This window comes from Azospirillum sp. B2RO_4, assembly GCF_051124815.1.
GTDB lineage: Bacteria > Pseudomonadota > Alphaproteobacteria > Azospirillales > Azospirillaceae > Azospirillum.
The window spans coordinates 1,728,287-1,748,441 of sequence record NZ_CP118485.1 but is presented as its reverse complement, the minus strand read 5'-3'; the positions used below and the strand labels follow the sequence as shown (position 1 = coordinate 1,748,441).

General features: G+C 67.1%; 21 protein-coding genes. 13 read left to right on the top strand and 8 right to left on the bottom strand.

The features are described 5' to 3' along the window. The first annotated feature begins 201 nt into the window (after positions 1–201). Positions 202–621 carry an RNA polymerase-binding protein DksA gene (dksA, locus tag PWS46_RS08245; RefSeq protein WP_012974451.1) on the top strand — a complete coding sequence of 140 codons (420 nt, stop codon included), beginning with the start codon at positions 202–204 and terminating at the stop codon, positions 619–621. A gap of 129 nt (positions 622–750) precedes the next feature. Here the strand turns inward: dksA and ybaL are convergent, their stop codons facing one another. After that, on the bottom strand, positions 751–2,442 hold the full coding sequence (ybaL, locus tag PWS46_RS08240; protein WP_434613584.1) for a YbaL family putative K(+) efflux transporter: 1,692 nt from the start codon (positions 2,440–2,442) through the stop codon (positions 751–753). Positions 2,443–2,567: 125 nt separating this feature from the next. On the opposite strand from ybaL, the gene PWS46_RS08235 reads away from it, so the two are divergent. Both PWS46_RS08235 and PWS46_RS08230 read left to right on the top strand, forming a co-directional pair. Continuing rightward, positions 2,568–2,825, top strand: coding sequence for a helix-turn-helix transcriptional regulator (locus PWS46_RS08235; protein ID WP_434613581.1), 258 nt, complete (start codon positions 2,568–2,570; stop codon positions 2,823–2,825). An 87-nt stretch (positions 2,826–2,912) separates the two neighbouring features. Continuing rightward, positions 2,913–3,131: a DUF6494 family protein gene (locus PWS46_RS08230; RefSeq protein ID WP_434613579.1), complete on the top strand. Its 219-nt coding sequence runs from the start codon at positions 2,913–2,915 to the stop codon at positions 3,129–3,131. A gap of 4 nt (positions 3,132–3,135) precedes the next feature. Here the strand turns inward: PWS46_RS08230 and PWS46_RS08225 are convergent, their stop codons facing one another. Beyond that, positions 3,136–4,266: an ATP-grasp domain-containing protein gene (locus PWS46_RS08225; RefSeq protein ID WP_434613576.1), complete on the bottom strand. Its 1,131-nt coding sequence runs from the start codon at positions 4,264–4,266 to the stop codon at positions 3,136–3,138. A gap of 159 nt (positions 4,267–4,425) precedes the next feature. Between PWS46_RS08225 and PWS46_RS08220 the strand changes: the two genes are divergently transcribed. The 4 genes from PWS46_RS08220 (at position 4,426) to PWS46_RS08205 (ending at position 6,396) form a co-directional block, all read left to right on the top strand. Continuing rightward, positions 4,426–4,572: a DUF1289 domain-containing protein gene (locus PWS46_RS08220; protein WP_434613573.1), complete on the top strand. Its 147-nt coding sequence runs from the start codon at positions 4,426–4,428 to the stop codon at positions 4,570–4,572. A gap of 83 nt (positions 4,573–4,655) precedes the next feature. After that, positions 4,656–4,823 (top strand): hypothetical protein, encoded by a 168-nt coding sequence (locus PWS46_RS08215; protein ID WP_434613570.1) that lies wholly within the window; start codon positions 4,656–4,658, stop codon positions 4,821–4,823. A gap of 154 nt (positions 4,824–4,977) precedes the next feature. Then, complete coding sequence (locus PWS46_RS08210; RefSeq protein WP_434613567.1) at positions 4,978–5,976, top strand: linear amide C-N hydrolase; 999 nt, start codon at positions 4,978–4,980, stop codon at positions 5,974–5,976. A 228-nt stretch (positions 5,977–6,204) separates the two neighbouring features. Then, the gene (locus PWS46_RS08205; RefSeq protein ID WP_434613564.1) at positions 6,205–6,396 is read left to right on the top strand and encodes a hypothetical protein; all 192 of its coding nucleotides are present in this window, start codon (positions 6,205–6,207) and stop codon (positions 6,394–6,396) included. A gap of 183 nt (positions 6,397–6,579) precedes the next feature. On the opposite strand, the gene flgH is transcribed toward PWS46_RS08205, so the two are convergent. From flgH to flgF, 4 genes are read right to left on the bottom strand one after another with little or no spacing between them, the layout of a single operon-like run. Next, the gene (gene flgH / locus PWS46_RS08200) at positions 6,580–7,344 is read right to left on the bottom strand and encodes a flagellar basal body L-ring protein FlgH (RefSeq protein ID WP_208621239.1); all 765 of its coding nucleotides are present in this window, start codon (positions 7,342–7,344) and stop codon (positions 6,580–6,582) included. A 13-nt stretch (positions 7,345–7,357) separates the two neighbouring features. Continuing rightward, the gene (gene flgA / locus PWS46_RS08195; protein ID WP_434613561.1) at positions 7,358–8,134 is read right to left on the bottom strand and encodes a flagellar basal body P-ring formation chaperone FlgA; all 777 of its coding nucleotides are present in this window, start codon (positions 8,132–8,134) and stop codon (positions 7,358–7,360) included. A 60-nt stretch (positions 8,135–8,194) separates the two neighbouring features. Beyond that, positions 8,195–8,980, bottom strand: coding sequence for a flagellar basal-body rod protein FlgG (gene flgG, locus PWS46_RS08190; protein ID WP_085089735.1), 786 nt, complete (start codon positions 8,978–8,980; stop codon positions 8,195–8,197). 31 nt (positions 8,981–9,011) lie between these two features. Next, positions 9,012–9,734, bottom strand: a complete 723-nt coding sequence (gene flgF, locus PWS46_RS08185; protein WP_434613558.1) for a flagellar basal-body rod protein FlgF — start codon at positions 9,732–9,734, stop codon at positions 9,012–9,014. 488 nt (positions 9,735–10,222) lie between these two features. On the opposite strand from flgF, the gene PWS46_RS08180 reads away from it, so the two are divergent. The 4 genes from PWS46_RS08180 to PWS46_RS08165 are packed head-to-tail and all read left to right on the top strand — an operon-like array spanning position 10,223 to position 13,488. Beyond that, positions 10,223–10,774, top strand: coding sequence for a flagellar basal body-associated FliL family protein (locus PWS46_RS08180; protein WP_434613555.1), 552 nt, complete (start codon positions 10,223–10,225; stop codon positions 10,772–10,774). Positions 10,775–10,802: 28 nt separating this feature from the next. After that, a complete protein-coding gene (gene fliM / locus PWS46_RS08175; RefSeq protein WP_085089732.1) occupies positions 10,803–11,876 on the top strand; it encodes a flagellar motor switch protein FliM in 1,074 nt (357 codons plus the stop codon). Further along, the gene (locus PWS46_RS08170; RefSeq protein ID WP_434613552.1) at positions 11,873–12,520 is read left to right on the top strand and encodes a DUF6468 domain-containing protein; all 648 of its coding nucleotides are present in this window, start codon (positions 11,873–11,875) and stop codon (positions 12,518–12,520) included. The genes fliM and PWS46_RS08170 overlap by 4 nt, the downstream gene beginning before the upstream one ends. Further along, on the top strand, positions 12,517–13,488 hold the full coding sequence (locus tag PWS46_RS08165) for a MotE family protein (protein WP_434613549.1): 972 nt from the start codon (positions 12,517–12,519) through the stop codon (positions 13,486–13,488). The genes PWS46_RS08170 and PWS46_RS08165 overlap by 4 nt, the downstream gene beginning before the upstream one ends. A 134-nt stretch (positions 13,489–13,622) precedes the next feature. Here PWS46_RS08165 and parC read toward each other — a convergent pair whose 3' ends face one another. Continuing rightward, positions 13,623–15,848, bottom strand: a complete 2,226-nt coding sequence (gene parC, locus PWS46_RS08160; RefSeq protein ID WP_434613547.1) for a DNA topoisomerase IV subunit A — start codon at positions 15,846–15,848, stop codon at positions 13,623–13,625. A 20-nt stretch (positions 15,849–15,868) separates the two neighbouring features. Beyond that, a complete protein-coding gene (gene recO / locus PWS46_RS08155; RefSeq protein ID WP_434613544.1) occupies positions 15,869–16,591 on the bottom strand; it encodes a DNA repair protein RecO in 723 nt (240 codons plus the stop codon). Positions 16,592–16,785: 194 nt separating this feature from the next. On the opposite strand from recO, the gene PWS46_RS08150 reads away from it, so the two are divergent. Then, entirely contained in the window at positions 16,786–19,326 is a 2,541-nt protein-coding gene (locus PWS46_RS08150; protein ID WP_434613541.1) for a sensor domain-containing protein, read from the top strand. A gap of 35 nt (positions 19,327–19,361) precedes the next feature. Continuing rightward, complete coding sequence (locus tag PWS46_RS08145) at positions 19,362–19,745, top strand: hypothetical protein (protein ID WP_434613538.1); 384 nt, start codon at positions 19,362–19,364, stop codon at positions 19,743–19,745. Positions 19,746–20,155 lie beyond the last annotated feature (410 nt).

Below are 20,155 nucleotides of genomic sequence, written 5' to 3'. Positions count from 1 at the left end.
ACCCGTGGCGCCATGACCGACGGGTCACATGCCCCGATGGGGTAGCGGTACGGCGCGGCCAATGTGCCACTCTGACAAATCTTTTTTATTCCAAGGGCTTGTTTGGTCGTTTTAGGGGCGAACCAATGGGTTGCGGTCCCGCCGTGGCGTGCCTATACTCCGCGCCGCCCGGATCACCCCTTTTTCGCTGGATGCTTTCGGATGACGTCGCCGCTTCTGCCCCAGAACTATTCCCCGTCGGAAGACGAGGAGTTCATGAACCCGATCATGCGGGAGTATTTCCGCCAGAAGCTGCTGCGCTGGCGCGCGGAGCTTCTTGCGGAATCGACCGGCACGCTGAACAGCCTCCAGGAAGGCGGTATCCAGGAACCGGATATCGCCGACCGCGCCTCGGCTGAGACCGACCGCGCGCTGGAACTGCGCACCCGTGACCGAGAACGCAAGCTGATCTCCAAGATCGACGCCGCGCTGGAGCGTCTGGTCGACGGCAGCTACGGCTATTGCGAGGAGACGGGCGATCCCATCTCCGTGCGCCGGCTGGATGCCCGTCCGATCGCGACGCTGAGCCTGGAGGCCCAGGAGCGTCACGAGCGGATGGAACGGACCCAGCGCGACGACTGACGCCGCGCCGTCTTCCGGCAGGTCACGGTCTTCCCGGCGCCTGTCGCCGGGGCGAGGCGGCCTGTGTTTCGCCGGAGGCCGCACCGACTGATTGGAAAGCGCCGGTCCCCGACCGGCGCTTTCGTCGTTTCAGGTCGCCGCCAGCACTCCTGCTCCATCCGCACCATCCCCATCACCGGCGGCGCTGCCGGCATAGTCGAGCATCCGCCGGGCGATCTCGCGTTCGCCCATGAAGACGGCGTCGGCGCCGGTGCGGTCGAGATGGGCCACCGCCTCGTCGCTGTGGGCGCGGGCGGCGATGGCGACGGACGGATTCACCGATCGGGCCTGCTGGACGACGCCGCCGCCCTCCAGCGCGTCGGGAACCGTGACCAGCAGCAGCGAGGCGCCCTGCACCCCGGCGCGCTCCAGAATTCCGGCGGCGTTGGCATTGCCGTAGATCGCCCGCACGCCCGCCGCCTGAAGGGTCTTCACCCGTTCGCGCTGAAGGTCGATCACCACCAGCGGCCGGTCTTCCGCCAGCAGGGCCTGCGTGACGTAGCGGCCGACCCGCCCATGGCCGACGACGATGACATGGCCGCTCAAGGCCTGGTAATCGCGCAGTTCCGGCGCGGTGTCGGCTGGAGGCAGCGGCTCCGCCTCGTCCGGGAACAGGCGCTGGACCACGGCGAACAGCAGCGGGTTGGCGGTGATCGACAGCAGTGCGCCCGCCAGGATCAGCCCCTGGCCCTCTTCCGGCAGGATGCCGAGCTGCATGCCCAGCGCCACCAGGATGAAGGAGAATTCGCCGATCTGCGCCAGACTGACCGCCACCGTCACCGCCGTGCGCAGCGGATAGCGGAACAGCAGGACCAGACCGAAAGCCGCCGCCGACTTGCCCAGCAGGATGATCGCCAGCGTCGCCAGCACCGCCCAGGGCGACCGCGTCAGCACCGCCGGGTCGAACAGCATGCCGACCGACACGAAGAACAGCACGGCGAAGGCGTCCTGCAGGGGAAGGGTCTGTTCCGCCGCGCGGTGGCTGAGGTCGGATTCGTTCAGCACCATTCCGGCGAAGAAGGCGCCCAGCGCGAAGGACACGCTGAACAGGGTGGCGGAGCCATAGGCGATGCCGAGCGCCAGGGCCAGCACGCAGAGGGTGAACAGCTCGCGCGAGCCGGTGCGGGCGATGCGCTCCAGCACCCAGGGCACGACCCGCCGGCCGCCGACCAGCATCAGGGCGACGAACAGCGCCACCTTCCCCAGCGTCCACGCCAGCGACAACAGCACCTCGCCGTCCATCCCGCCGCCGCTTTCCAGCATGCGGGCCACCGGCGGCAACAGCACCAGCGCCAGCACCATCGCCAGATCCTCGACGATCAGCCAGCCGATGGCGATCCGCCCGCGTTCGGTGCGGAACAGGTTCAACTGCTCCAGCGCGCGCAGCAGCACCACCGTGCTCGCCACCGACAGTGCCAGCCCGAACACCAGCCCGGCCGCCAGGCTCCAGCCGAGAAAACTGGCCAATCCCCAGCCCATCGCCGTTGCGATGGCGATCTGCACCACCGCGCCGGGCACCGCGATCGCCCGCACCTTCATCAGGTCGTCCAGCGAGAAATGCAGACCCACGCCGAACATCAGCAGGATCACCCCGATCTCCGCCAGCTGAGAGGCCAGCTGCATGTCGCCGACGAAGCCCGGGGTGAACGGGCCGATGGCGACGCCGGCCAGAAGATATCCCACCAGCGGCGACAGGCGCAGCCGGTGGGCCAAGGCGCCGAAGACGAAGGCCAGGACGATGGCAGCCACCATGGTGGCGATCAGGGGAACATGATGGGGCATGCGGCGGCGTCTCCGGCGGCAGGGGAAGGGCGCGGATGGAACTTGGATTCCGGGATGGTCGTGCTCATATTGTGGTGGAAATGGTCAACTTCAACGCTTATGGCCGAGCTTTTCCGGGGAAAAATATGCTTACGAAAGGTGTTTTGACTCCGGGGCTGTGCCGTGCGGCCCGCGGCTTCCTGGACTGGACGCAGGAGGAGCTTGCCGAACGGGCGACGGTCTCCCGCGGGACCATCCGCGACTTCGAAAAGGGGCGCCACGCCCTGCACCGAAGCACCGAAACCCTGCTGGCCACAGCCTTCACCGCCGCCGGCCTGCTGCTGGTCGCGCGGGAGGACGGGGGGCCGGGCGTGCTCCATCCCGGCGAACCGCCGCCCGAATAGGGGCAGGGCTGCCCCATGGAACCAACGCCACTCCCCGGCGGTTCGGAACGGAACGCTTGACAGCGGTTCCCAACCCGGAGGCCGGACATGGACAACGAGACCTTCAACCTCGACCTGCGCAAATTTCTCAAGCAGGTCGGCGTCACCTCCCAGCGGGAGATCGAACTGGCGGTCGGCCGCGCGCTGGCGGAAGGCAAGCTGGACGGGATGAAGACCCTGCCGGTCCGCATGGTGCTGACGGTGGACGGCATCGACCTGACGCACGAGGTTACCGGCGAACTGTCGCTGGACCAGCCGCCGCAATGACCGGTCAGGCCGGGTGCAACTGCGGCGTTATGCTCAGGATCGCCGCGGTGATCCGCCGTTCGGTCCAAGGCACGTCATGGTGGGCCGCGGTCAGATAGCTGCTGTTGGCATCGCGGGCCCATTCTGCCGGGAACAGGGCAACCGTCTTGCCGGAGGCCCGGCCGAACACGCCTTCATAGGGCCGGCCCTCCAGTGCACACGCCATCGCCCGGCACAGGTCGCTGCCCGCCAGATTGCCGAGATGGGTGGTCTGGGTTGGGCGGGCGTTGAACTCCAGGAAAACGGGAGGGCCGCCGTCCTCCGGCAGGATGGCGTCGATGCCGCCGAAACCGGAGTAGCGCGTCAGCTCCACCATCCTGCGGGCCATTTCCATCAGTTGCGGAAGGTCAGCCAGTTCGATCACAGAGGCGGGGCCGAATGGTGCCGGCTGGTGTTGCAGGACGGTATAGGCGAAGCCCTCCAGCATCCGTCCGTCCAGCGCGCAGAACGATACCGATGCTGCCCGCCCGCGCACGAACTCCTGCGCGACGACCTGCCGGCCGGCCGGAAAGGCGTTGGTCCGTTCCAGTTCTGCGACCATATCGGTCGCGTGCCGGGCGTCGGATGCCAGGAAAACCCCGCGGCCGGCGGAACTGCCGTCGTATTTCAGCAGAAGCGGCGCGCCGAGTCCGGACAGATCGTTTGAGGCGAGGCGCCGTGGATCGACCGGGACCTGACGTGGCGTCCGAATGCCGGCTTCCGCCGCGAGTTCCACGCAGCGCGAGCGCGCCTCTTCCCAACAAACGTCGCCGTACCAGCCCTGGAGAAAGCGCAGCCTGCGTGCATCGGCGCTGTCCCCCGCCAGCCGTTCGAGCAGCTGGCCGGCCAAGCCGAGCACCCGGACAGCGCTTTCCTCGCACCCGATGACGATGTCCGCACCCAACTGCGCCGCCGCGCGCGCGGCGGTGACCGTCAGGTCGTCGGCCGGCATTCCCGGGGCGAAAGGGTACCTGCCGTCGACATGGTCGCTGAACTCGAGCAGTGAATTCCGGGGGCAGATGGCGAAGACGCGAAATCCTGCCGCTTTCAGCGCGGCCGGCATCCTGGCGGTGCCGTAACGATACATCGCGGAGGAAACCAGCAATGCCGTTGGCATACATACCTTCGCAGGGAGGAGCTGGAGCGAACGATTTATACTTTAAGTTTCCCCACTGCAACCCATTCCGCCTATGCGGCCAACCCGGATGCTTGAGCTGGAGACGGCTTTCCGATAGGGATGGGTCCGCACCGCCAACCGTAAGGAAAGCCCCCTGCGATGAGCGACGATCCCGATTGCCTGGGCATGTGTGCCATCGACGGCGACGTCTGTACCGGTTGCGGCCGCACGCTGGACCAGATCAATGCGGCCCTGGACCGTGCCGATGGCGACAGCGACGCCGAGACCGGCCGGTCGGCCGGTTGAGGTCGCCGGCCTTTTCCCGCGACGATCTCCGGCTATCGCTGTTTCCTCCTCATCGCCAGTCGGACAAACGACCGAGGAGCAGCATGATGGCCGACCAGCCCAACCGGAATCCAACCGACGCCGACCGCAGCGAAACGCCGCAGAAGCCTGCCGATGCCGGCAAGGCTGGTGGCGGCAAGATCAGCCGGGTCACCGAGAAGGCCCAGGAAGAGGCAGCCAAGGACCGTGCCCGCGAAGGCGGTTACCAGTAGGCGGCTATCATACCATCGCGAGACGGCCCGGCTTCCGATGCGGAAGGCCGGGCCGTTCCATTTTTGATGCATGAAGCGGCCGATTGCTTTTGAAAGAGATTGTTGCGTTGCTAATTTCCCGTTGTGAGAGGCAATATGATGGGGAAATACAACCATGTGCACGGATTTTCTGGTTGAGGCGGCTGATGGAACGGTCGTCAACGGCCGCAGTATGGAGTTCGGCATCGACCTGAAAGGCGCCCTGATCGTTCGGGCGCCGGGCAAATCTGCCGGTCTGGTCGGATGGCTGGAGGACAAGCTCCATCTGGTCCCGAAATACGGCTATGTCGGCGTGACCTCCTTCGGGCTGCCGATCTGCTCCGATGGCGTGAACAGCCAGGGCCTGTCCACCGGCGCGCTTTGGCTGCCCGGATCGGAGTATCAGGCGCCCGACGCCAAGGCGACGAACGTCTTCTGCGGGTTTTTCGTCGACTGGCTTCTGGGCAACTGCGCCACGGTGGCGGAAGTTCGGCAGGCGTTGGAAAGTGGCGCAGTCCGGGTCGTCGGCGACCAGTGGGTGGCGAAGGCCGGGCCGCTGCATTTCCCGGTTCACGACGCCGCCGGCAACAGCATCGTCATCGAATTTCTCGGCGGCCAGCCGGTGATCAGCGACAACCCCGTGAAGGTGCTGACCAACCTGCCGACCTTCCCCTGGCATCTGACCAATCTGGGGAATTATGTCAATCTGACCCCCTGGGACGCGGATCCGATGACCGTCGGCGACCTGACCGTCTCCCGTCCCGGCCATGGGACCGGGCTGGCCGGCCTTCCCGGCAACGCCACGCCGCCCGCCCGCTTCATCCGCACGGCTCTTCTGAAGCAGTTCGCCGATCCGCCGGCGACCGCGGCCGAGGCGCAGGGACTTGCCTTCCACCTGCTGAACGCCGTCGACATCCCCAAGGGCACGGTGCGCGCCCGCAAATCCGACGGGACGGTGGAGTGCGACTATACCCAGTGGGTGGTGGTGAAGGACCTGACCAACCGCACCCTCACCATCCGCATGGCCGCCTCGCCGCTCGCCTGGAGCCTGGATCTGAAGACGGTGGATTTCGAGGGCATGAACGGCCGGCAGATCGCCGTTCCGACCACGATGGCGAACCCGCTGCCGGTGTAAGGGCGAACAGCAGAATGTGGCGCTTGCGGCCTGGGGGTACGCCACTCTCCCCGTGACGGTCGGTAGCTTCGCTCCCACCGAACCGGACCGGCGTTTTCCCGGTTGTCGAGGCCGCAAGCGCCATCAGCATACGCGCTGAGATCGTGAAGCACGCAACAGCGGATCGTAGGGACGGTGCGTATGGTCATCCTCGTTCTGCCGATCATGGCTTGCCCGAGGAGATGAACGATGACGAGTGACCTCACCTTGTCCCAGAGCATCACCAACGCGGCTGATCTGATTGATTGCGTCGCCCAGCGAGAGGCTTATCGCCGGGCGACCGAACTTATCGGACCGGCCCTGGGGCGCATCGGCGGCAACATGGCGGTTGGCGTGATGGATGGGTTCACCGCGCTATCGCAGCAATCCGCGGAAGGCTGAGTCGGCGGCGCACCGTGCCATCATAGAGATAACGGCCCGGCAACATCGCCCCGGCACAACCCACCGGGCGGCAGCAATTGCCCATCCGGCCCGACGGCCTTCGACTCTCTCCGAAACAGGGATGGACCATGGGGGAACTCTTCCCCCATGGCCCCACTCCCGCAAGCGTTACGCCGGCTTTCCTCAGAACGGCATGATGATGTCATACAGCTGCTGGCCGTAGCGCGGCTGCTGGACGTCGGTGATCTGGCCGCGGCCGCCGTAGGAAATGCGGGCCTCGGCGATCTTCTCGTAGCTGATGGTGTTCTGGGCGGTGATGTCTTCCGGACGGATCACGCCGTGGATCTGCAGGTCGCGCAGCTCGTAATTGACGCGGACTTCCTGGCGGCCCTGGATGACCAGATTGCCGTTGGGCAGGGACTGGACCACCAGCGCCGCCACCTTCAGGTCGATCTGCTCGTTGCGGTTGACCGATCCCTTGCCATCGTTCGACGTGTCGCTCGACAGGTCCACCAGGCTGGAGGCCGAGGCGCCGGCCGGCAGGACGCGGCTCAGCGTGGCGCCCTCCAGGCCGAACAGGCTTGGCATGCCGGCCTTCTCGGTGTTGGCGCGCGACCGCTTGCTCTCGTTCGACAGCTTGGCCTGATCGGCGATGGAGATGTTGATCGTCAGGATGTCGCCGACCTTGGCCGCGCGCTGGTCCTTGAAGAAGGCCTTGGCGCCGGTCCGCCACAGCGAGTTCGGGTTGCGCTCCGTCGGCAGCGGGGTCGGCATCGGCAGGCTGATCGGCTGGTAGCCGGGCTTGGCCTGCGGATCCTGGATGCTGGACATCTCCGGGGCCTTGCCGATGTCGGCGATGCGCGAGGCGGCGCCGCAGGCGGTCAGGGAGGTGGCGGCGGCGGCGACCATCGCGAAGCGGATCAGACGGGCGGTCATGGTGGCGGACATTGGAGCTTTCTCCTTACTGCGCGATGGTGCCGGGCTTTGCCACGGCGACGACGTTGGGGCCTGCGACCGTCGCTTCGACGATGCGGTTGGATTGGGTGTTCACGACGCGGATGACCTCGCCCTTGCCGCCATCCTGCAGAGCCTTGCCCTGGGTGGTCAGCGTCATGGACGGCGTCTGCAGGGTGATGGTGACCATGGCGCCCTTGTCGACCATGCGCGGCGACTGCAGGTCGCGCAGGCGGACGGGCTGGTTGGTGGACACGCCGCGCTTGGGCGTCATGCCGATCAGCTGCGCGTCGGTGGCGGCGGTGTCGCTGGTGGTCTGGTCGGCCCGCATATCCTGCCAGTCGATGTCGCCCGGGCCGATGATGTCGCCGGGCAGGACGCGCCGCGACAGCACCGGGATCTGCACCACGCCGAAGGCGCGGCCCGACACCGGCAGGCGAACCTGGCTGCCGGTCACCACGATCTCGGCGGCGAAGCGACCCTGGACCGGGCTGTAATAGAGGTTCTCCACCGCCAGCCCGCCGGCGCCCTGCGGAGCGCGCAGCTCCACCGCGCGGTTGTCCAGTTCCATCTGCAGCCGGCCGGCGGTGATGACCCGCGACAGCGCATCCGACAGCACCGCCTCCACATGCGGCATGCCATAGACCACGTCGGGAGCCGGGGCCGCGACGCCGGCAGCCGGAACCGCAGCGACCGCGGCGGCCTGCGCCGCGACCGGAGCGGTCAGCAGGGCGGCTCCGAGGAGCAGGGCGGAGAGGCGGCGGTTGGCGAGGTGGCGGATCATGGCGGTAATTCCCGATGTGAAGGCTGAAGCGAGGCGGCGCCCGGATTGCTCCATGCGCCGTTACTTCATCTGGCTGGCCTGCTGCATCATCTCGTCGGTGGTCTTGATGACCTTGGAGTTCATCTCGTAGGCGCGCTGGGCGGTGATCAGGGTCGTGATCTCCTGCACAACGTTGACGTTCGAGGTCTCCAGCGCGCCCTGGGTGACGCGGCCGAAGCCGGGGGCGCCGGGGTTGCCGGTCACCGACTGGCCAGACGCGCCGGACTCCAGGAACAGGTTGTCGCCGGTGGCTTCCAGGCCGGCGGCGTTGGCGAAGGTGGCGAGCTGGAGCTGGCCGACATTCTGGGTGGCGGTCTGGCCGTCCAGCTTCACCAGCACCTCGCCCGACGAGTTGATCGAGATGTCGACGGCGTCGGTCGGGATGGTGATGTTCGGCTGGACCGGATAGCCGTCGGCGGTGACGATCATGCCTTCCGGCGACAGCTTGAAGTTGCCGGCGCGGGTGTAGGCGGTGTCGCCGCTGGGCAGCGTCACCTGGAAATAGCCCGAGCCGTTGATCGCGACGTCCAGCTTGTTGTCGGTGATGTTCAGGTTGCCCTGTTCCAGCACGCGGGCCACCGCGGCGACGCGCACGCCGGCACCCACCTGCACGCCGGTCGGCACCACGGTGCCGGCATCCGACGAGGTCGAGCCGATGCGGCGAAAATTCTGGTACAGCAGGTCCTGGAACTCGGCCCGCTGCTTCTTGTAGCCGGTCGTCGTCGAGTTGGCGATGTTGTTGGAGATCGTCTCGACGTTGAGCTGCTGGGCGATCATGCCGGTGGCGCCGATGGCGAGGCTGCGCATTGTGGTCTTCTCCTCTCGTCGTCGGTCTGGATCAGGCCGTCCGGCCCAGACGCTGGATCATCGTGCGGATACGCTCGTGCTCGTTTTCGATCATCCGCTGGGCGGACATGTACTGACGCTGGATTTCGATCATCTGCGTCATCTCGACGACGGGCTTTACGTTAGAACCCTCAAGCAAACCTTGTGCCACTTTGGTCTCGACCGGGGCCGGCTCCGGCTGCTCGTCGCTGACATACAGGCCGTTGCCGACCTCGGTCATCAGTTGCTCGTTCTTGAAGGTGACGATGTTCAGCTTGCCGACCGGCCCCAGTTCGGTGGCGACGGTGCCGTCGCCGCTGACCTTCACGTCGCTGGTGCCGTTCGGGATGGTGATCGGCTGGCCGTTGTTGGCAAGGACCGGCAGGCCGCCGGCATCCACCAGCTGGCGCTGGTCGTTCAGGCGGAAATTGCCGGCGCGGGTGTAACGCGGTCCGCTGGCGGTATCGACGGTGAAGTATCCCTGGCCGGTCAGCGCCAGATCCAGCGGGTTGCCGGTCTGGGTCATGGCGCCGTTGGCGAGGTCGCGCACCACGGCGCGGTCCTGGACGAAGCTTACCTTCTCGTGGATGCCTGGCTTTTCCAGAAATTCGGTGAACAGCATCCGCTGGTTCTTGTAGCCGGTCGTGTTCATGTTCGCGATGTTGTTCGACGTAACGTCCAGCTCGCGGCGCAACGCCATCTGGCGCGACAGGGCGACGTAGATCGAATTTTCCATCTTGCGGCCTCTTCACCTTGCGAACGGATCGGGCGACAGCGTCCGACCGGCGAAAAGGGTATTGCAGGCGGCGTGCCAACTTCGGCAAGTGCTGGAAATCCGCGGAGTCCGGGCAAGACGGGGGCGTTCCCGCCGCATGGGGCAGGGGATGCCGGGCAGAATCTGCCGGGGGTGGGGCGCTCCTTGCCGGGTTGGACCGGGCAAGACTCTCCCGTTCCCGCCGCATTGTCGGTGCGGCAGGGCGATGGACCGCGGTCCCGCCGCTCCGAACGGGATTTCGGGCGGTCGCGGTCGGACTCCGGGCGCGGAGTGCCGGGCAGACCCAATCAAGAACCGTGCCGAAATGGTGACAGAGGGGGGAAACCTGCCCGTCCGGGGCGGTCCATTCCCCACTCGAAAGGAGTTATTAACTATCCCAAAAGTAGCTTTGACCGTGTCAGGCGGGTGAAGCCTGAGCCGTTGCGCACCTCGAACGATCCCAGGATGTCATGGCTGCCGAAACCGACGCCGGTGAACTGACCGACGGCCTGCCCCGGAAGAAATTCAGCGGGAAGAAGCTGGTCCTGTTCGTCGTTCTTCCCCTTGTCCTGCTGATCGGCGCCGGTGCCGGGGTCTATTTCTCCGGCCTGCTCGACAGCTTCCTGGGGAAGGAGAAGCCGGCGGAGGAGGGCGAACACGCCGCCGCCGCGGAGGGCGAGCATGGGGCGGAGGCCGGCAAGGCCGACCCGCATGCGGCGCCGATCTTCTACGATCTGCCGGACATGCTGGTGAACCTGAACACCGGCAACAAGCGTCCGGCCTTCCTGAAGATCAAGATCTCCATCCAGCTGTCGAAGCCGGAGGATGTCGGCGCGGTGGAGCATGTGTTGCCGCGCATCATCGACAATTTCCAGGTTTACCTGCGCGAATTGCGGCTGGAGGACCTGCGCGGGTCGGCCGGCATGTACCGGCTGCGCCAGGAACTGCTTTTGCGCATCACCGCCGCCGCTTTTCCGGTGAAGGTGAAAGACGTGCTGTTCAAGGAAATGCTGGTCCAGTGAGGGCCCGGTCAGCTGGGGATAGGGGCCGATGAGCGACACCGGTGAACTGAGCGAAGAGGAACGGCTTGCCGCGGAATGGGCGGCATTGGCCGAGGACAGCGGCGATGTCGGCGACATGGGCGGCGGCGGATCGACGCGCGTCCTGAACCAGGACGAAATCGACAGCCTGCTGGGCTTCGACCAGGGTGGCGCCGGCGACGGCGACAACTCCGGCATCATGGCGCTGGTCAACTCGGCGCTGGTCAACTACGAACGCCTGCCCATGCTGGAGGTGGTCTTCGACCGCCTCGTCCGCATGATGTCGACCTCTCTGCGCAACTTCACCTCCGACAATGTCGAGGTCAGCCTCGACCAGATTTCCTCGGTCCGTTTCGGCGATTACCTCAACTCCATCCCGCTGCCGGCGATGCTGTCGGTCTTCAAGGCGGAGGAGTGGGACAATTACGGCCTGATGGTCGTCGATTCCGCATTGATCTATTCCATCGTCGACGTGCTGCTCGGCGGCCGGCGCGGCACGGCGGCGATGCGCATCGAAGGCCGTCCCTACACCACCATCGAACGCAACCTCGTGGAACGCATGGTCCATGTGGTGCTGTCCGACCTGTCCGCCGCCTTCGACCCGCTGTCGCCCGTCACCTTCCGCTTCGACCGGCTGGAGACCAACCCGCGCTTTGCCACCATCGCGCGGCCGGCCAACGCGGCGGTGCTGGTCAAGCTGCGCATCGACATGGAGGATCGCGGCGGCCGGCTGGAGCTGATGATCCCCTACGCGACACTGGAGCCGGTGCGTGAGCTGCTGCTCCAGATGTTCATGGGCGAAAAGTTCGGCCGTGACTCGATCTGGGAAACCCACCTGGCCTCGGAACTGATGGTGACGGACGTCGACCTGTCGGCCGTGCTGGACGAGGTGACGATGACCCTGCACGACGTGCTGAACTGGCGCGTCGGCACCCGCATCCTGCTGAACGCCACCCCCGACGGCGCCATCGAGCTGCGCTGCGGCGACGTGTCGATGTTCCAGGGGCGGATGGGGCGCAAGGGCGGGCACATCGCCGTCCGCCTGGAAAAGGAACTGCCCAAGCAGGAGGTCATGAGGCTATGAGTCCGCTGGTCTCCATCATCATCGACGTCGTGATGGTCGGCCTGCTGGCCGCGACCATCGCCTACGCGATCATCCTGAACCGGCAGATCATCGCGCTGCGCGAGAGCCGCGGCGAGATGGCCGAGCTGATCCAGGGCCTGAACGACGCGATGGCGCGGGCGGAGACCGGCGTCCGTACGCTGAAGAAGGCGGCCGGTGACACTGGCGAGGATCTCCAGCGCACCGTCAACAAGGCGCAGACCCTGCGTGACGAGCTGGAATTCATGATCGAGGCCGCCGACGCGCTGGCCAACCGGCTGGGCAATGTCGGTGACCGCGATGGTGGCCGTGATGTCAGCCGGCGCGACAGCGGTGCCCGGCCGGCGGCGGTCGCCCCGGCGCTGGCGTCGCGCGCTCCCGCCAAGGCGCCGCTGGTCGCGCCGCGTCCGGCCCTGCGCAGCCTTCCGGTCGAGGACGACCACGACCATGACGATCATCACGCCCCGCCGCCGGCCCGGCTGGACGCGCCGCCGCGCCGCGCCGCCGCACGGGCCGAACCGCCGGCCGAGGCACGCGATCCCATCACCCGGGACGGCGAGAGCCTGTCCAGGGCCGAACGTGAACTTCTGCAGGCGATCGAGAACGCCGGCAAGGGGCTTGGATGACCATGCGCACCAGTGACGGCAAGCCCGCCCCGGCGGGCGTCGAACCCAAGGTCGTGATCCGCCCGGCCGGCGCCGCCCCGACAGGCGTCCGCACCTCGCCCACGCTGGCCGCCCAGCAGGCGCTATTGCCGGCGGTGCGTCCCGCCGCCGGCAAGGGTCCGGCCAAGGCTTCGGCGAAGAAGGGCAAGGCGAAGGCCAAGGCGCGCAAGCCGGCGACGCCCCGCGTTCCGCTGACCGAGCGGCTGCGCGCCCGCGCACGCAATTTCCGCTTCCGCCTGCTGCCGCTGACCATCTTCGTAGCGGTGATGATGCTGGGCGTGCGGGTCGGCGACCTGTGGCGCCTCGCCACCCACGACGCTCGCCTGCCGGACTTCCCGGTCACCTTCGCCCAGGGGCCGCAAAGCTCCACCCCGGCGACGCCGCCCGCTCAGATGCCGTCGGCCACGACCAAGCCGGCCGGCAAGGATGCGCCGCCGGCCCCCGGCGGGTCGAGCGGCCCGGCCGACGCCCCGGCTGCCAACGCGCCGCTGGCGCCGCTTGGCCCCATCGACAACCAGGAACTGCTGCAGCACTTCGCCGAGCGCCGCGCCGAGATCGAGCGCCGCACCAAGGAGATGGAGCAGCGCGAAGCCCTGCTGGCCGCCGCCGAGAAGCGGATCGACCAGAAGGTGGCGGAAATGGAAAAGACCAAGTCCGACATCCAGAAGCTGATGGCCCAGGGCGACCAGCAGCAGTCGGCCCAGCTCGACAGTCTGGTGAAGATCTACGAGACGATGAAGCCCAAGGACGCCGCCCGCATCTTCGAGGAACTCGACATGCCGGTGCTGCTGGGCGTCATCCAGAAGATGAAGGAACAGAAGACCGCCCCGATCCTGGCCGCCATGGACCCGGTCAAGGCCAAGGAAGTCACCTCGGCCCTGGTGGAGCGCCGCGTGCCGCTGTCGGCGACGGTCACGGCGCCGAAGTAGGGGGAGTGGTTACTTAGCGGGAGAAGTCTCGCTGTGGTGCCCCCTCCCTAACCCTCCCCCGCTTCGCGGGAGAGGGAGGGACCCGCGGCGAAGCCGTGGGAGGGAGGGGGCCCCCGTGAGCACCCCACCCAACCTCACATGAACCGATTGTTCTTTGGGAAGCCGTTCGGCGGCATCTTGCCCTGGCCGGCGCGGTCGCCCATCCAGCCCGTCAGGTCGGTGACGACGAAGTTGCGCTCGCCGTTCTTCCAGCTCAGGCCCTCGGCCAGCGTGAAGGTCTTCACGTCGGCGACGCTGGCGTCCTTGTATTTCTGAAGCTGGACGCCCTTGCCGCGGGTCATCACCGGCACCTGCTCCAGCGGGAAGACCAGAAGCTTGCGGTTGTTGCCGATGATGGCGACGGTATCGCCGGTCACCGGATGGCAGATGCGGGCGGACTTGCCGTCCTCAAGGTTCAGCACCTGTTTGCCGGCGCGGGTCTGGGCCAGCACCTCCGCCTCGTCCACACGGAAGCCGCGGCCATCTTCCGACACCACCAGCAGGGTGCGGCCGGGCTGGTGGCGGAACAGGTCGACGATGTCGACGTCGTTGCCGAGGTCGATCATCAGCCGCACCGGCTCGCCGAAGCCGCGGCCGCGCGGCAGCTTGTCGACGCCGATGGTGAAGAACTTGCCGTTGCTGGCGAAGACCAGAAGCTTGTCGGTCGTCTCGCACCGCTCGATGAAGCCGCGCGAATCGCCGTCCTTGTACTTCACGTCCTCCGTCTCGGCGTCGGTCAGATGACCTCGCACCGTGCGGATCCAGCCCTTGGCGGAGCAGATGACGGTCACCGGCTCGCGCTCCACCAGCGCGTCCAGCGGCACCTCGATCACGGTGGGCGCGTCGGCCACGTCAGTGCGGCGCTTGCCCAGTGCGCCGGCGCCGAACTTCTTCTTGATCTCGGCGACGCCCTCGGCAATCCGCTTCCAGCGCAGGGCTTCGTCGCCCAGCAGTTCCAGCAGGCCGTTCTTTTCCTTGGTCAGGGCGTCGTGCTCGCGCCGGATCTCCATCTCCTCCAGCTTGCGCAGGTTGCGCAGGCGCATGTTGAGGATGGCGTCGGCCTGGACGTCGGTCAGGGTGAAGGCGCGGATCAGCTCCTGCTTGGGCTCGTCCTCCTCGCGGATGATGCGGATGACCTCGTCGAGATTGAGGTACGCGGCGAGATAGCCGCCGAGAACCTCCAGACGGTGGTCGATCTGCTTCAGCCGATGGTTGGACCGGCGGAGCAGCACCTCGTGCCGGTGGTCGAGGAAGGCCTGCAGCACCTCGCGCAGGTTCATCACCCGCGGCACATGATCGGCGCCCAGCACGTTCATGTTCATCGAGAAGCGGATTTCCAGGTCGGTCGCCTGGAACAGCGAGGCCATCAGCACCTCGGGATCCACGTTCCGGCTCTTCGGCACCAGGACGAGACGGACGTCCTCGGCCGACTCGTCGCGGACATCCTCCAGCAGGATCAGCTTCTTGGCCAGCAGCAGTTCGGCGATCTTCTCGACCAGCCGGGCCTTCTGCACCTGATAGGGCATCTCGGTGACGACGATCTGCCAGGTGCCTTGCCCCAGTTTCTCCACCTCCCAGCGGGCGCGCAGGCGGAAGGCGCCGCGGCCGGTGCGGTAGGCCTCGATCACATTCTGTCGCGACTCGACCAGCACGCCGCCGGTGGGGAAATCCGGGCCGGGCATGAAGCCGACCAGTGTCTCGATCGGGGCGTCGCGATGCTTGATCAGGTGGCGCAGGGCGTCGCAGATCTCGCCGACATTGTGCGGCGGGATGTTGGTGGCCATGCCGACGGCGATGCCGCTCGACCCGTTGGCCAGCAGGTTGGGGAAGTTGGCGGGCAGGACCGCCGGCTCGTCGCCGTCGCCGTCATAGGTCGGGCGGAAATCGACGGCGTCCTCGTCGATGCCCTCCAGCAGGGCCTTGGCGACCTCGGTCAGGCGGGCTTCGGTGTACCGCATCGCCGCGGCGTTATCGCCGTCGATGTTGCCGAAATTGCCCTGGCCGTCGACCAGCGGATAGCGGACGGAGAAGTCCTGCGCCAGTCGCACCAGCGCGTCGTAGACGGAGGTGTCGCCGTGCGGATGGAACTTACCGATCACGTCGCCGACGACGCGGGCCGACTTCTTCGGCGGCGTCGTCGGCTCCAGCCGGAGCTGGCTCATGGCGAACAGCAGCCGCCTGTGCACCGGCTTCAGCCCGTCGCGCACATCGGGCAGCGAGCGGGACATGATGGTGGACAGCGCGTAGCTGAGATACCGCTCGCCGAGCGCGTCGGCCAGCGGCTTTTCCAGAATCTCGGAGGCAGGGTTTTGCGGCTTCATGATGATGGGGTCTAGCAGTTTCAGGCGGAGCGCGCTACCGCGTTCGCGTAACGTTCTCTCAACCGTTCGCGCGCGGGCGGCAACGGCCCGTTCAGCACGTGGCGTTCCAGGAAATGCGCGGTCAGCCGCAGCCCATCGGCCACGGCCACCGGTCCGCCGCCACCGCGCCCGGCCAGGAAATCCGGCAGGGGAAGCAATCGGTCGCGATAAGGCTCCCCCACCGATGCGGTCACCGCGCGGCCGGTGCGCGGGCTGACATAGGCGAGATAATCGTTGGCCCCCGACACTGCGCAGCGGTCGAGGTCGAGGCCGAATCCAAGCTCCGCCAGCAGCCCGACCTCCCACCGTACATAGCTCTCGGCCCAGGCCGGGTTGTCGAGCAGGTCGAACAGGGCGAGCAGCCCGTCGAAAAGGGCAGGGTGGGCCTCCCGTTCCGGCAAGGCGGCTTCCACCAGTGCGCAGGCGCTGATCAGCGCGGCCAGAGCCTGGGCATCGTCGAAGAAGTTGGCGGCGTAGCCCTTCACCGGCTCCAGCGTGAAATGGCCGAGATGCTCCGGCAGACGGCCGCGCCAGCGGGCATGGACCAGTGTCCCCGGCTCCAGCGTGCCGCGTTGGCGCGTCGACCGGCCGCCCATCACCATGCCGGCATGGCGGCCGTGTTCGCGCGTCAGCAGAGTCGCGACGGCGGACCCCTCCCCTTGGGGGCGGGTGGACAGAACGATTCCCTGATCGGACCAATCCATCGGTGCCGGTCCCGGACGAGGTTGGGAGTTATCCTAATATAGGAAAAAATTTCGCAGAAGGAACCCTCGGCAATCGGGATATCCGGTGACCGGCAGGCATTTATGGTTTCTTCACCAAAACGCCCCTACAATCGGAGGCTCAACGGTGGGAGGCCCCACCAATCGCTGACCGCCGACTGGTCCGACGAGGGGTCTTGAACACCAACATCGACCGATATCTGCTGGCGGAAAAGGCCGGAACCGAAGGCGTCTGGGATTGGGACCTGCGTAGCGACACGCTGTACCTCTCCCCCCGCTTCAAGGATTTCCTCGGGCTGACGCCGGGCGATGCAAGCCGCGACTCCAACCGGCCGAACGACTGGCTGTCGCTGGTCCACCCTGAGGATGTCGACTGGCTGCATGCGTCCTTCGAGGCGCAGATGGTCGGTCTGTCCGTCCCCTTCCAGATCGAACACCGCGTCCGCCGCGCCGATTCCTCCGCGACCGCCAAGCCGCACTGGCGCTGGCTGGTCTGCCGCGGCATGGCGGTGATGGACGATTCGGGGGAGCCGATCCGGCTGGTGGGATCGGTCGCCGACATCACCGACCGCAAGCATGCCGAACAGGAGCTGCGCCGCAGCGAGGAACGCTATGCGCTCGCCGCCGCGGCCAGCAACGACGGGCTCTACGACTGGGATCTGGTTACCGACCGCGTCTATTTTTCGCCGCGTTGGGCCTCGCTGCTCGGGCTGTCCCCGGCCGAGCTGACGGACAACCCGCAGGAATGGCTGGGCCGCATCCTTCCGGCCGACCGCGCGATTCTGACCGACGCGATGGCCGCACTCGGCGGGGCAGGGGCAGGAGCAGGGGCCGAATCGGAAGCGGCCTTCCAGGTCGAATACCGCATGCGCAACGCCGCCGGGGCGATCCGCTGGATGGCCTGCCGCGGCATCGCCGTGCTGGACGCCGACGGCAAGCCGATCCGGCTGGTCGGCAGCCAGGCCGACGTGACCGACCGCAAGACCGCCGAACAGCGCCTGCGTCAGAGCGAAGAGCGCTATGCCCTCGCTGCCGCCGGTGCCGCCGACGGGCTGTGGGACTGGCACATCGACAGCGGCGAGGTCTATTACTCGCCGCGCTGGAAGGCGATGCTGGGCTTCGGGGAGGCGGAGATCGCCGGCTCCATCGACGAATGGTTCCAGCGGGTCGCACCCGGCGACCTGGACGGGCTGCGCACCGCGCTCAACATGCATCTGACCGGCGAACGCCCGCACCTCCAGCATGAATTCCGCATCCGCGACAAGGCCGGGCTGGAGTTGTGGATGCTGGTGCGCGGGTTGGCGGTCCGGAACGAGAAGGGCTGTGCCGTCCGCATGGCCGGCTCGATGACCGACATCACCGCGCGCAAGAAGGCCGAACAGCAGATCCTGTTCGACGCCGTCCACGACAGCATGACCGGCCTGCCCAACCGCACGCTTCTGCTGGACCGCATCGGCCAGGCTCTGGACCGCAACCGCCGCGCCGGCGCCCGGCCCTTCGCCACCATCATCATCGACCTGGACCGCTTCAAAGCGATCAACGATGCGCTGGGCAGCAGCGCCGGCGACCGCGTGCTGCGCATCGTCGCCCGGCGTCTCGACGCCAGCCGCCGCGTCGGCGACACACTGGCCCGCCTGTCGGCCGACGAGTTCGCGGTGCTGGTTGACGAACTGGACGACGCCGGTGACGCGCTGGAGGCGGCGGAGCGCATGGCCCGCTCCATTTCACGGCCGGTCACGCTGGAGGAGGGGCGCGACGTCGTGCTGACGGCGTCGATCGGTGTGGCGCTGAGCCAGACCGGCTACGACCGGGCGGAGGACATGCTGCGCGACGCCAGCCTCGCCATGTACCGAGCCAAGAGCGGCGGGCGGGCGCGCATCGACGTGTTCGACACCAATCTGCGCCGGCAGGCGATGGCCGCCATGCGGATGGAGGCAGACCTGCGCGCGGCCCTGGAGCAGGGGCAGCTCTGCCTGCATTACCAGCCCATCGTCCTGCTGGAGACCGGCGCCATCGCGGGATTCGAGGCGTTGATGCGCTGGAACCACCCCGACCGCGGCTTGGTCTCTCCCGCCGAGTTCATCCCGCTGGCCGAGGAGACCGGCCTGATCGCGCCGATGGGCCGCTGGGCGCTGGGCGAGGCGGTGCGGCAACTGGCGGCGTGGCAGGCGCGTTTCCCCCGCGCCACCCCGCTGTTCATGAGCGTCAACGTCTCCACCCGCCAGTTCCGCGACGACGACATCGTCGGCGCGGTGCGCGACCTGCTGGACGCGGTGCCGATCCCGCCCTCCAGCCTGAAGCTGGAACTGACGGAAAGCCTGCTGGTCCAGGATCCGGATGAATGCCGGATGCTGATGCAGAGCCTGCGCGACATGGACGTGCGCCTGTCGATCGACGATTTCGGCACCGGCTATTCCTCGCTGGCCTATCTGCACAAGCTGCCGGTCGACGTGCTGAAGATCGACCGCAGCTTTGTCCGCGCGGTGTCGACGGGGGAGGGCAACGCCGCCATCGTCCAGGTCATTGCAGGCCTTGCCACCATTTTGCGGCTGGATTGCGTGGCGGAAGGGGTGGAAACGGCGGACGAAGCGGTGTATCTGCGCGGTCTGTGCCAATACGCCCAGGGCTATCACTTCGCCCGCCCCGCCCTGCCGGAGGCGGTCGAGCGCCTGCTGGCCGCCGAGGACGCGCACATCGCCTTGCCAGCACCGGCCTGAAGCCGTGCGAGCCGTCGTTAATTGGAGTTTGCCTTATGTCCGACCGCAACTGCGGTGAATGCACCCTCTGCTGCAAGCTGATGGGCGTACCCGAGCTGAAGAAGCCCGCAGCCAAATGGTGCGCATCCTGCGATCAGGGCAAGGGCTGCTCGATCTACGAGGAACGGCCGCAATCCTGCCGGAACTTCCAGTGCTTCTGGCTGATGGACGAGAATTTTCCCGACGAGTTCCGTCCCGACCGCATCCACGCGCTGGCCGCCTTCAACGACGTGAAGGACAGCTGCGTCCTGCATGTCGATCCCGCCAAGCCGCGCGCCATGGGCAGTCCGGAGGTGCAGGCGCTGACCGACGCGCTGCTGAAGGTCTATTCCAAGGTGTTCTTCCTCTGCGGCAAGGAAAGCGCGCTGATGCAGCGCTGACGGCCGGTGCGGCGACCGGTGTCAAGGCCCAAGAGTTGAACGAAACCCGCGGCTTCGCGCCGCAGCGTTAAACCTCTGAAATACAGTCTTCAATTCCCGATCGCGCTTGATCCCGACCATTTGCTTCCTGCATAATCCGGTCAGCAAAAGAAAGCTGGGGCGGATCGGCCGGAAGGCCGGCGGCAAGCCCGGATGGACGGGAGGAAACGCACAACAACGTCGGGACTCCATGGAACCGGGCGGATGGCGCAATGCGCCGGTGCCCACCGGTTCCATGGTTCCCAGCGGTGCGCCGTCCGGGTCGGTCGAGCGTGCATCCCACTCATTCCCGCTTTCCCTGCTCACCCGGCATCGTCCGGTCCCGTGAGGGGCTTGGCATGCCCGGGTGCGGGCCGGCATGCCTTGGCAGG

What these genes read in the sequence shown, in the direction of transcription:
- PWS46_RS08230 (WP_434613579.1), top strand. Translation starts at nt 2,913, where the DNA reads ATGGACAACGAGACCTTCAACCTCGACCTGCGCAAATTTCTCAAGCAG.
- PWS46_RS08225 (WP_434613576.1), bottom strand. Translation starts at nt 4,266, where the DNA reads ATGCCAACGGCATTGCTGGTTTCCTCCGCGATGTATCGTTACGGCACC.
- dksA (WP_012974451.1), top strand. Translation starts at nt 202, where the DNA reads ATGACGTCGCCGCTTCTGCCCCAGAACTATTCCCCGTCGGAAGACGAG.
- PWS46_RS08170 (WP_434613552.1), top strand. Translation starts at nt 11,873, where the DNA reads ATGAGTCCGCTGGTCTCCATCATCATCGACGTCGTGATGGTCGGCCTG.
- PWS46_RS08205 (WP_434613564.1), top strand. Translation starts at nt 6,205, where the DNA reads ATGACGAGTGACCTCACCTTGTCCCAGAGCATCACCAACGCGGCTGAT.
- flgF (WP_434613558.1), bottom strand. Translation starts at nt 9,734, where the DNA reads ATGGAAAATTCGATCTACGTCGCCCTGTCGCGCCAGATGGCGTTGCGC.
- ybaL (WP_434613584.1), bottom strand. Translation starts at nt 2,442, where the DNA reads ATGCCCCATCATGTTCCCCTGATCGCCACCATGGTGGCTGCCATCGTC.
- PWS46_RS08210 (WP_434613567.1), top strand. Translation starts at nt 4,978, where the DNA reads ATGTGCACGGATTTTCTGGTTGAGGCGGCTGATGGAACGGTCGTCAAC.
- PWS46_RS08235 (WP_434613581.1), top strand. Translation starts at nt 2,568, where the DNA reads ATGCTTACGAAAGGTGTTTTGACTCCGGGGCTGTGCCGTGCGGCCCGC.
- PWS46_RS08220 (WP_434613573.1), top strand. Translation starts at nt 4,426, where the DNA reads ATGAGCGACGATCCCGATTGCCTGGGCATGTGTGCCATCGACGGCGAC.
- PWS46_RS08215 (WP_434613570.1), top strand. Translation starts at nt 4,656, where the DNA reads ATGATGGCCGACCAGCCCAACCGGAATCCAACCGACGCCGACCGCAGC.
- flgH (WP_208621239.1), bottom strand. Translation starts at nt 7,344, where the DNA reads ATGTCCGCCACCATGACCGCCCGTCTGATCCGCTTCGCGATGGTCGCC.
- flgA (WP_434613561.1), bottom strand. Translation starts at nt 8,134, where the DNA reads ATGATCCGCCACCTCGCCAACCGCCGCCTCTCCGCCCTGCTCCTCGGA.
- recO (WP_434613544.1), bottom strand. Translation starts at nt 16,591, where the DNA reads ATGGATTGGTCCGATCAGGGAATCGTTCTGTCCACCCGCCCCCAAGGG.
- flgG (WP_085089735.1), bottom strand. Translation starts at nt 8,980, where the DNA reads ATGCGCAGCCTCGCCATCGGCGCCACCGGCATGATCGCCCAGCAGCTC.
- fliM (WP_085089732.1), top strand. Translation starts at nt 10,803, where the DNA reads ATGAGCGACACCGGTGAACTGAGCGAAGAGGAACGGCTTGCCGCGGAA.
- PWS46_RS08145 (WP_434613538.1), top strand. Translation starts at nt 19,362, where the DNA reads ATGTCCGACCGCAACTGCGGTGAATGCACCCTCTGCTGCAAGCTGATG.
- parC (WP_434613547.1), bottom strand. Translation starts at nt 15,848, where the DNA reads ATGAAGCCGCAAAACCCTGCCTCCGAGATTCTGGAAAAGCCGCTGGCC.
- PWS46_RS08165 (WP_434613549.1), top strand. Translation starts at nt 12,517, where the DNA reads ATGACCATGCGCACCAGTGACGGCAAGCCCGCCCCGGCGGGCGTCGAA.
- PWS46_RS08180 (WP_434613555.1), top strand. Translation starts at nt 10,223, where the DNA reads ATGGCTGCCGAAACCGACGCCGGTGAACTGACCGACGGCCTGCCCCGG.